At 66.8% G+C, this 9,907-nt stretch carries 8 protein-coding genes, 1 tRNA gene and 1 pseudogene; 3 read left to right on the forward strand and 7 right to left on the reverse strand.

What is annotated here, in order from left to right; all coding sequences use genetic code 11:
• A partial coding sequence (locus tag GSF22_RS24920; RefSeq protein WP_208816166.1) for a snapalysin family zinc-dependent metalloprotease occupies nucleotides 1-517 on the forward strand: 517 nt, incomplete at its 5' end.
• Between the two features lie 612 nt (nucleotides 518-1,129).
• On the opposite strand, the gene GSF22_RS24925 is transcribed toward GSF22_RS24920, so the two are convergent.
• Nucleotides 1,130-1,205: transfer RNA gene (locus tag GSF22_RS24925), tRNA-Arg, on the reverse strand.
• Nucleotides 1,206-1,600: 395 nt separating this feature from the next.
• Between GSF22_RS24925 and GSF22_RS35065 the strand changes: the two genes are divergently transcribed.
• Entirely contained in the window at nucleotides 1,601-3,106 is a 1,506-nt protein-coding gene (locus GSF22_RS35065; protein ID WP_244454064.1) for a helix-turn-helix transcriptional regulator, read from the forward strand.
• Nucleotides 3,103-3,987, forward strand: a complete 885-nt coding sequence (locus GSF22_RS24935) for a PfkB family carbohydrate kinase (RefSeq protein WP_208816167.1) — start codon at nucleotides 3,103-3,105, stop codon at nucleotides 3,985-3,987. The genes GSF22_RS35065 and GSF22_RS24935 overlap by 4 nt, the downstream gene beginning before the upstream one ends.
• 197 nt (nucleotides 3,988-4,184) lie before the next feature.
• Here the strand turns inward: GSF22_RS24935 and GSF22_RS24940 are convergent, their stop codons facing one another.
• The 6 genes and pseudogenes from GSF22_RS24940 to GSF22_RS24965 all read right to left on the reverse strand — a co-directional run.
• Nucleotides 4,185-5,114, reverse strand: coding sequence for an AAA family ATPase (locus GSF22_RS24940; protein ID WP_208816168.1), 930 nt, complete (start codon nucleotides 5,112-5,114; stop codon nucleotides 4,185-4,187).
• Nucleotides 5,115-5,525: 411 nt separating this feature from the next.
• On the reverse strand, nucleotides 5,526-6,167 hold the full coding sequence (locus GSF22_RS24945) for a hypothetical protein (RefSeq protein WP_208816169.1): 642 nt from the start codon (nucleotides 6,165-6,167) through the stop codon (nucleotides 5,526-5,528).
• Between the two features lie 119 nt (nucleotides 6,168-6,286).
• The gene (locus GSF22_RS24950; RefSeq protein WP_208816170.1) at nucleotides 6,287-6,811 is read right to left on the reverse strand and encodes an O-acetyl-ADP-ribose deacetylase; all 525 of its coding nucleotides are present in this window, start codon (nucleotides 6,809-6,811) and stop codon (nucleotides 6,287-6,289) included.
• Between the two features lie 238 nt (nucleotides 6,812-7,049).
• Nucleotides 7,050-7,919 carry an aminoglycoside phosphotransferase family protein gene (locus GSF22_RS24955; RefSeq protein ID WP_244454065.1) on the reverse strand — a complete coding sequence of 290 codons (870 nt, stop codon included), beginning with the start codon at nucleotides 7,917-7,919 and terminating at the stop codon, nucleotides 7,050-7,052.
• Between the two features lie 53 nt (nucleotides 7,920-7,972).
• Nucleotides 7,973-9,439, reverse strand: a complete 1,467-nt coding sequence (locus tag GSF22_RS24960; protein WP_208816172.1) for a helix-turn-helix domain-containing protein — start codon at nucleotides 9,437-9,439, stop codon at nucleotides 7,973-7,975.
• A gap of 91 nt (nucleotides 9,440-9,530) precedes the next feature.
• Nucleotides 9,531-9,907 (reverse strand): annotated as a pseudogene (locus GSF22_RS24965) (lantibiotic dehydratase C-terminal domain-containing protein); the annotation flags it as partial.

The following is a 9,907-nucleotide window of genomic DNA, read 5'->3' on the forward strand; positions in this document are numbered from 1 at the left end:
GAACGCGGCCAGCGCCGCCCCCGCCCCCCAGGTGGGTGTCGCGCAGCGAACCATCACCTACGCCGGTGGTGGCGAGTACAGCAGCCACGCCGACCAGGCCGCGCAGATCTGGAACAGCCGAGTCCCCAACATCCGGCTGGTTCGCAGCTCCGGCGGCGGGAACATCAACATCTACGTGGTCAGCGGCGGCGGCTCGCGCGCCACGATCGGCCTCGGCTACGGCACCATCTACCTGGACCGGCTCCAGATCAACCAGGGCTACTCCCCGCTTCGCGTGGTGACCCACGAGATGGGCCACACGCTCAGCCTCCGGGACAACTACAACGGCAACTGCGCAATTCTCATGTCCGGCGGCAGTGCCGGGTACGGCTGCACCAACCCGTACCCCAGCTCCGCCGAAGCCAACGCGGTCTACCAGGCATTCGCCTACGGCCTGGTATCCGTTCCGGCGGCCTCGGCCGAACCCGAGTGGTCCGACGACTACGCAACCCCGGCCCGCGAGCTGGTCCACTCCTAACCACGGCGCGAACGCGCCGACCACAACGACCGTGGCCCGAGCCCTCTCCCGGGCTCGGGCCACAGCCGATATCGACTGCCGCTTGGTTGGCCTGAACGTCCCGTACTCTGAAGAGCGAGAGCATCAGGTTGACGGCAACAACTGCGGTATCAGGATCTCCTCGTCGGATGGTCACGACCGACCACCCGTTGCGGGAACTGGCCGTCCCGGCTTTCGTGGTGGAACTGCGTCGGCAACGCCTGGTGGCTCTGCCTGAGTCCTCCCTCGACGACAGGCTCACACCACGAGCACCAGCAGAGTCACCACGGCTTCCGCCGCTGGTTCCTGGTGGCGGGTGGAGTCAGCCGACCGGGGCGACGTGACGCCTCATTACCCGTGGGCCACTCACACGAACTGGGTCGCTGACTCCCGTGGCGTCCTGGTCGCGGCTCGTCGGCTCGGAAAGGCCAACGTCAGCGTCACTGCTCGGCACTACACCCGTGTGGTCGACGGGCGAGATGCAGGGTCGCTGAGCACAGGACGCGAGCCGGCCAAGGGCGGCGAAGCGATGGCACGCAGTGGGCACGCAGGCCCCGGAGCGCGGATGGGTGATCGTTGATCCGGGTTCTGACCTGGTGCCCCCGGCAGGATTCGAACCTGCGACACACGGTTTAGGAAACCGATGCTCTATCCCCTGAGCTACGAGGGCGCGAGTGCCCAGTCTAGCGGCCTGCTGGTTCACCCGGGGTGGCAGGGAGTGGCCCACGTTCACCCACGTCGTCGCCCTGGTCAGGGCCGACCGACGACCACACCCCGAGCACACGGACCCCGGCAGCGACCCGGCCCGTTGACCCGCCATGGCATCCGGTGGCTCCGGTTGACCCACGGTGGCATCCGCTCTCGAGCACACACCGCGCACATCAATCGAAGGTCCGGAGTCGGGTCTCGGGTCGCCCGCCGATAGACGTTGCTCGGCGCGGACAAGGACGCCGGCGCCGGGGCTGTTGAGGCGCTGGCTGGTTCTGGCGGAGATCGGTTACGGTAACGTCGCTTTGCGTCAATACAGCCGTCGTGTCCGCACGGGGTTGTGAAGGGACGGGCGTCATGATCGATCCGCAACGGGTAGACGATGCGAAGCGGGCACTGGGTGCAAGGCTTGCCGCCTGGCGCAACGCGCGTGGGCTGACCCAGTTGGCCTTGGCGAGGCGCGTGCCGGTTTCCCGGACCACGATCGCGGGCGTGGAGCGCGGGCAGCAGTGCCCGGACCGGATCTTCTGGCAGCGCTGTGAAGCGGCCCTGGCCGCTGGTGGAGAGTTGCTGGCCGGCTACGACGACTATCGGCGCCTGAAGCAGCAGCTTGATCAGGAGAAAGTCGAAGCGGCACAACGCGTGCGGTGGGGCGAAGTCGAGGACTACTCACTACCGGCTGGCACTCACGGTGTCCCGGTGACGGTCGCGGCACGGGAGTCGTTGCGCGACCTCGCCGCCACGGATCTGACGTCCAGTGGTCCGAACGGCCTGACGGCACCACTCGCGCGGGTCGCCGATGTCGCGGTGGCCGGTGAGACGGACTTGCGCGATGGTGACGCGGTTACGCTTGCGGTCATGTCCGATGGGCAGGCGATGTCATTGCGGGTAAGCCGGAGGGCTCTGCTGGAACTGGCCGCTGGCCTCACCGCCGTGCCGGTTGTCACCACCACAGGCGTTTCTCACCCACGGTCCGTCGACCCTGCCGTTGTCGATCACTTCGCGGAGCTTCGCGCGCTCCTCGTACAAGCGGACGACCGGCTGGGTGGTCTCACCATCCTGTCGACCGTCGAACAGCAGATCGCGCTGATCGCCGCCCTGCGTCGGCAGACACGTGGACAGCTTCGTAACCGGCTTCTCAGCACCGAGGCACGGTGGAGCGAGTTCGCGGGTTGGCTCAGCGACGATCTCGGCGACCGGGCCGCAGGCGACCGCTGGCTGGACCGCGCGGGAAGCATGGCGCAGGAAGCCGACGATCAGGAGTTCTGGGCGTACGTCCTGACCCGTAAGGCACAGCGGATGGTGGGAACCGGGGACGAGGACTGTGTCGTCGGGCTGGCCCGTGCCGCTTCCCGCCTGCCCGACACGCCCCCGCTCGTGCACGCCTTCGCCGCCATCCAGCAGGCGCACGGCAGTGCCATCGCGCAGGACGCCTCCGCTTTCCAGGCCGCGGTCGAGCGTGCCCACACACTCGTGGCGACCGCCAGGCCGCCGACCTGGGAGAGCAGCGCCCTCGGTTCGTTCTGCACCCGGCCGTACCTTGCGGCGCAGGAGGGCGAGGGATGGCTCCGCCTCAACCAACCGCGTCGGGCCATCGACAGCTTCACCAACGCCGTCAACACGTGGCCCGACCGCTACCGACGCGAACGGGGCGTGTACCTCTCCCGCACGGCGCACGCCTACCTGGCGGCTTCGGAACCAGGCCAGGCCGCCACCGTCGCGGCTGAAGCGTTGACCACGGCTACCACGACGGGCTCGGTTCGGGTTCGCCGAAACGTCACCGCCCTGGCCCGGCGACTCGAAACCTTCTCCGGCCAGCCGGAAGTGCGACAGCTCCTCGATCAGCTGGCCACCAGCGGATGAGTAACCAACCGCCCGATCAGGTCCGTACGCCGCATGTCGCCTTCGTCGGCCGCGCCAACATCGACATCACCGTGCGGATCCCCCAACGGCCCGTCGCCGGCCGGACGACGTTCGCCTCGTCACCCACGACGACCACACCGGGCGGCAAGAGCCTCAACCAGGCCATGGCCGCACGACAGGCTGGCGTCCGCGCCAGCCTGATCAGCAACGTCGGCGACGACGAATGGGGCGCCTTCCTGAGCCGAGCCCTCACCAACGCGGCCATCGACGTGTCCTTCTTCCAACTCATGCCCTCGGCTCCGACCGGTACCGCGATCATCGAGGTCACCCCCGACGGCGAGAACTACATCGTCCTCGCACACGCCACAGAGACTGAGCTCGCCAGCGAGCATGTGCGCAACGCACTTCAGCAGCTACGAGCTCCGATCGTGGTAACCCAGCTCGATCTCCAGCCCGATGCCGTTGACGCCGTCTTCCGGCATCACCACGCCGAGACGCTCATCGGCAACCTCGTGCCACATCCCTCGCTCGGGCTGACCGCGCTGGCCCCACTCGACCTGTTCGTCTCGAACGAGGCCGAAGCGGCAGCGATACTGGGCCGCCACCATGCCGATCCGTCGGTCGCAGCACAGGAACTCCGCAAGCTGGGCCCACGAGCGGCGATAGTGACCGCCGGCGCTCGCGGCGCCGCCTACAGCAATGCCGACCACACCGCACTCGCCCCCGCACCACACGTCAAGGCCACCAACACCAGCGGGGCCGGCGACGCCTTCCTCGGCACCCTCGCCGCACGACTCGCTCACAACGTCCCGCTACCCCACGCAGTCGCCGAAGGCGTCGCCGCCGCAACAACCTTCGTCCAGGTCGACAAACCGCAATAGCACGTGCGGGACGTGTCCCAAACCGCAGGCGCCAGACGCCAAGTCACCCGGTCGTGACGACGGCAACATCGCTGACCTTAATGCTTGCCGGACGCCCGCACTAATACGGGTTCCAACGAGATCCGCACGGAACCGTCAGTGGGATCTCGATTACGTCGTCGGGCTGGCCCGCCAGCCGCTGCACGCTCATGCCGAGTTCAGCGCGCCCGATCACTGAACTGAGAGTGTAGCGACGACGATTCTGAGATGCCCGGCCGCCGCTTGAATTCAAACTCTGACCAACCTCGCCGAACATCGGCCGGTAGGGCAGCGTGGCTAACGACAAGAGTCTGAAACCTTGATGTTCGCTCGCCGAGCAAGTGGAACAACCGGTAGACAATTTGAGGATGCAGATACGCCTCAGGCTCGTCGATGAGCAGGAGAGTGGACTCGCGATCACTGCACATTTGCGCGAGTGCAATCGCACACTCAAGGAATACGATCCACATTCGCCCGAAGCTCGCACTCTCGTCGCATCTGAGCGGTCCGGGCAATCCATCTAAGCGCACGATTGGCACAGAATCCTGCTGAGTGACTTCGATCACTAGGCCGCGAACACGTTGGGGCACTTGCGCTAGGACCTCAATAAACAGCTGCTCAGAAAGGCCCAACTCTCTAGCCAAGTCGCGATGACTACGCAAGGAGGTCTGACTGCCCCTTACGACAATAGCGCGATACGGTGCCGAGACTACTGGTGTAGATCGATCTTCGGAGATGAGTCGCATTTGGCCCGCAGGAGCCTCGAGGTGAAGGGTACGTGGATTCGGGTCGAACCACCGGATTTCCGCGCTCAGGCCATCGATCCAGCGACGGCCAGATAGATAGTGGGGTGCGTCAGGACTAGCCAAGAGATCCAGCAGCATGCTCTTGCCTGTTTCGTTGGCGCCTTGCACGAGATTCAGCATCGACAACGACAACTTCCGACTCGCAAGATCGCCGGGGCCACCACGGACGGCGACCTCGGTAATTAGCCCAACCGGAGGCGGCGCAATTCCGCGCATCTCTTGATGAAGAAATGATTCATGGATCGAACGCCATTGGATGAGTAGTTTCGCCGGAAAGGCGTCGCCGTTATTCGTATCGACCATCCGCGCATGATCTTGACAGAGCCAGATCCCGTTAGCTACGTCCGCCCGACGCTCCGATGCCAGGTGTCCGGTGCCGCGTGGTCCGCCTGGAGCTGCCGAGTAAATGTGTGCCGCCACTCCGATACACGCAGCGTCCCGCGGACCGGGCCCAGGGCCGAACGTTGGCTTGCGGCAGTCTGGCTTGGAGCACAGGTATCCGGCGCGTTCCGCGATGATCCTGCGCACTTTGACGGGAAACTCGGCGCGGTTGCTCGGCACTGCATCATCATGCCATAAAGCTGAGGGATCTCCGGAAGTGGGTGCCCAGATGTTCGGCGCTCTAACTAGTCTGAACCTCAAGGTCGGCCGGACTGTTCTGCCGCTGACGACATTCGCTCGGCGCCGGTCACCAAAGGTTGGCTCATGAAAGCTTCAGCTGTCCACAGGCTCGAAGCTGAGCACACAGACGCCGGGTTCCGAGCCGGCAGGCCAACTCTTGAATGCGCGCCACTTTGTACCCAGTTGGTCGTCTCGGCATTCGATCTGAAGCATCTGCAGGCCGAGGGGAAGGCGGGGATTATTCGGTCCCGGTCCCTCCGCCGCAGATACGTCGGCGAGGAGGAACCAGCCCGCGTCCCAGTTGACCTCTCCTTGCATTGGAGGCGTCACGTGGGTGGGCGCATGCGCCCGGCCATAGTCGTCCACCCATATCATCTCGTATGCCGACTGAATCCCGGGCCAAAAGACCAGCGAAATGCGCAAAGGTGCCGGAGAGGAGGCAGGCACCAACGGGTTCTCTGGATCACGTGCTGTGAACTCAATACGAATCCTTCCAGGCTGGTAGTGAAGCTGCAGCGCTCTGCGCGACTCTGACGCGGCCGATTGTGATGCTTTCGCTGACGCGAACGCCAGCAGCGCAGTCATGAGCGTGATGCCGGCTGCGGTAATGGCGATGTCCTCTGTGGTGATGAGTTTTGGAAAGCGATGCCGGAAGAAGATCGCCGTCGCGACCCCGAGAGCTACTCCAAGACCGGCCACCCACGGCCAACGCCATCGGCTCGATATCTGCCTCATCACCCCGATATTGCCATGGTGGGGCCACTACACGGACGGTGACACCGCAGGCAACGGAGCTGCTGGTCAGCGCGCACACTGCATCTGCCGCCTTAAAGGTTCGCATACGCCGTTGGGTGTCACTGACCGTGGTTGAAGGTTTGGTAGACGTGTTCGGCGGTGTGGCGGGTCTGCTCGTCGAAGTACACGAGGCGGATCACGTCCATGGTGGTCGGCTCGGCGTGCAGGGCGGTCAACGCCTGGAAGACGGCGTCGTCCTTCGGCCAGCGGTACACGCCGGAGGAGATCAGCGGAAAGGCGATCGACCGTACGCCCAGGTCAGCGGCGAGCCTCAGGGACCTGGTGTAGCAGTCGCGCAGCAGCGGGGCGCGGTCGATGTCAGGGCTGAAGACCGGCCCGACGGTGTGGATCACCCATCGGGCCGGTAGCCGCCCGGCGGTGGTCGCCACGGCCTGCCCGACCGGCAGGCCCCGCCCGTACCGGCTGGCCCGAAGAGCACGGCATTCCTCCAGAATCGCCGGGCCGCCCTTGCGGTGGATCGCCCCGTCGACTCCACCACCGCCCAGCAGCGACGAGTTCGCCGCGTTGACGATGGCGTCCACCCGCTCGTCCGTGATGTCGCCGGTGACCAACTCGATCCGCACCGCTCGTCCTCCAGCCCTGGTAACCGGTAGCCGCCCCCGTCGGCATGACCGCCGATGCACGCCGGACACCGCGCCTTTCGACCGTGCAGCAGACGGCAGGCCACTCTCCTGCCAGACCGTGACCGTCGACCCTCCGCCGACGTCGCCCGCGTGGCCAGCCGAGGATGGATCCGCCAGGCCTCGTATCTGGTGTGCGTCAACTCGGTGCGGTAGCCGTCTGGCCGCTGTCAGCGGTGGGCTACAGGTCGGCGAACGGGGTCCAGCGCGCGGTGTCGTCGCGTTGTTGGATGGACCGGAGTCGGAGCGTGAACTCGTGTGCGACGTTGGGTCCTGAGGCGAGGAGCGGGACGGCGGCGGCGATCATCTTCAGTTCGCGGGTTTCCCGCAGGATCGGCCAGGCCGGGTCGGTGGTGACGTCGTACCCGTAGGCGGCGGCAAGGCGGGTGTGGGCGCCGGGGCGGCGGAAGCGGGCCTCGCCGACCGGTACGGCGGTGAGGTCGACCTGCCAAGGGCCGAGGCAGGTGGCGTCGAAGTCGCACAGTACGACACGGCCGTCGTGGCGGCGGAGCAGGTTGCCCACGTGTGCGTCACCGTGGACCAGTCGGGGTGGTGCCTGCTGGTTGAGCGCGGCGATGCGGGGTTCGAGTCGATCGCACCAGTCGAGTAGGAACCGCCGGTCGGGGTCGGGGAGAGCTTCGGCGTCGGTGAGTCGGGCGCGGGCGTCGCCCACCGGATCCCACACCGGCAGTGGCAGGTCGGAAGGGGTGAGCTGGTGGAAGAGGCGGAGAACCCTGCCGAGGTCGGTGACGTCCGGTGGTGGTGGTCGGGGCGGCAAATAGGTCCAGATGGTGGCGTGCAGCCCGTCGACCTGGATCGGCTGTTCGTAACCGGGGGCGAGTCGGATGGTGGGTGCGTCGTTCTGGGCGAACCAGCGGCCGAGGGCGGTCACCTTGGCGACCCGGTCGCGTAGCCGGTGGGAGCGGGTGATCCGGATGACGATGCCGGCATCGGGCAGGGCGAACACGGCGTTGTTGGTCAGCCGGAGCAGCTGCGCCTGTTCGCCGTCCACGCCGAGTCGTGCCGCTATCTGCCGTGCGGCCTGCCGCATCGGAGCTTCACTGAACCGGCCGCCGGTTACCTGGCTGTTCGTGCTGTTGCCGGTCATGCGGGTGCCGGGAAGGTACAGGTGACGGTGTGCCAGAGGTCGGCGAGACCGCTGTGACGGGTGTCCTGGGGAATGTCTCTGCTGAGGTTGCGCACGCGGTCGCGGACTCGTCGAGAGGAAAGCCGCTGTCCCATCTGGATGACGGCGGTGCCGACGGTGACGGCCTGGTCCGGTTCGCCGGCCAACGCAAGCGCGCTGCACAACCCGATCCTGTTGAGGACAGTACTGCGTACGTTCTGCGGGCCGAACGCACTGATCGCGGCCTGCGTCCACTCCACTGCTGAGCTTGCGTGGCGGCGGTCGTGGCGGGCGAGGTCGCGGTGCACACGACCGTACTGGGCGAGCAGTTCACCGCGGTCGTAGAAGCGCATCCAGTCCGGTTCGTGGGCGGGGTCGATGTCCTCGAAGTGGCTGCTGGCCTGTTGTAGCGCGGTGGCTGCGGCGGCGTGCTCGCCGAGCGCGGCCAGCGAGGCGGCCTCGGCCCCGCGCAGCATGGCCAGCAGGGCGGGCGTGGCCTCGGGTCCGAGGTCGTCGTGGGCGAGGCGGATCGTGGTGAGGGCGTCGTGGTTGTGGCGCAGGTGCTGGAACTGGCGGGCCTGGCAGTAGCGGATCCGGGCGGCGAGTTGCTGGTCGCCGACGCTGACGGCGGTGCGTTCGGCGGCGAGCCAGTGACGGCCGGCGTCGCTGTGTCGGCCGGCGTCGAACGCGGTCCAACCGGCCAACTGTCGGGCGGCGGCGGCAGCCGTGGCGAGGTTCGTGGTCCAGCGACCTGTGTCGGCCCGGGCGAGCAGGACAGAGGTGGCCTCCGCGAAGCGGCCGACCTCGGCACATAGCGCCCCGCCGCCGATTTCGTAGTCCACCGACCGGTACAACGCGGTGACGGCCTCGATGCGGGCGATGTCGCCGGCACCGATACGCCGGCTCGCGGTACTCGGTGTCAGGCCCAGCAGCCCCGAACCGGCGGCGACTGCGGCGATCGACGCCAACAGGCTCCGCCGCCGCATGTCGACGATGACGTCGGAACTCTTCCCCTGCTCGTCGACGCTGGCCGTCCCGGCGGGGTGATCATCTCCCATCGGATCGTCCTCGGGTAGTACGCCGGTCACCATCTCGACTTCGGGCTCGCCGGCCCCGAGCACCCTGTCGGCCATCACTCCCCAGCGCGCCCGGCGTGCGGCCTCGGCCTTTTCCACGCTGTGTCTGGCCTCCATCTGCCGGTAGGCGTCGTAGGCGGTGATCAGCTCACCTTGGGCGCTGAGGAGCGACTCGCACTGCAGCCAGAAGACCCGATCCACGATCTGACGGCCGCGTTCGACCATGGCGACGGTGCTGCGACTGCTGCGTACCTGCCGTGCGAGGTCGTCCTGAATGAGGTGCCGCGCCTTGCGCCAGGTGGCCAGCTTGCGGCCGAGGTCCTGTCTCGCATCCTGGAGTTGTTGGCGGTCGATCATGAGCTGGCCCACCCGTCTGAAGACTGTCGACCTGATCTGGTGGCGGTGGTCGACATACGGCAAGCCGACACTAGCCACTCACAGTGGCCATGGACGTGCTTGTCTAGCGGCGTTGCGGATTGATCAGAGCGGGCGTCGCGCGACGGGGCGCATCGACCGCTGTTGGCGGTACCGCTGATGGTGGTATGGGTTCGACCGGGCGCGGCCACAGCTCGCCTGGCGGCATGGGGGCACGGCCGAAGATGGCTTCTGCGGCTGCTTGGGCGAGGGTGGCCTGGGTTGTGGGGGGTATCCCGATCCGGTTCCAGTGGAAGATCACGTGCTCTGCGGTCACGGCGCGTAGCCCGCGGGTGAGTTTTCCTGTGTCGCGTAGGTGGCGGAGGGCTGTGCCGGCGTTCTCGAAGGCGGTCTGCCAGTCGCTGGTGGTGCGGGTGGTGCCGAGTTGCAGGTGACGGACCTTGCCGGTGAAGGCTTCCCAGG

The sequence above is a fragment of the Micromonospora echinofusca genome (genome assembly GCF_017614955.1).
Classification (GTDB): domain Bacteria; phylum Actinomycetota; class Actinomycetes; order Mycobacteriales; family Micromonosporaceae; genus Micromonospora; species Micromonospora echinofusca_A.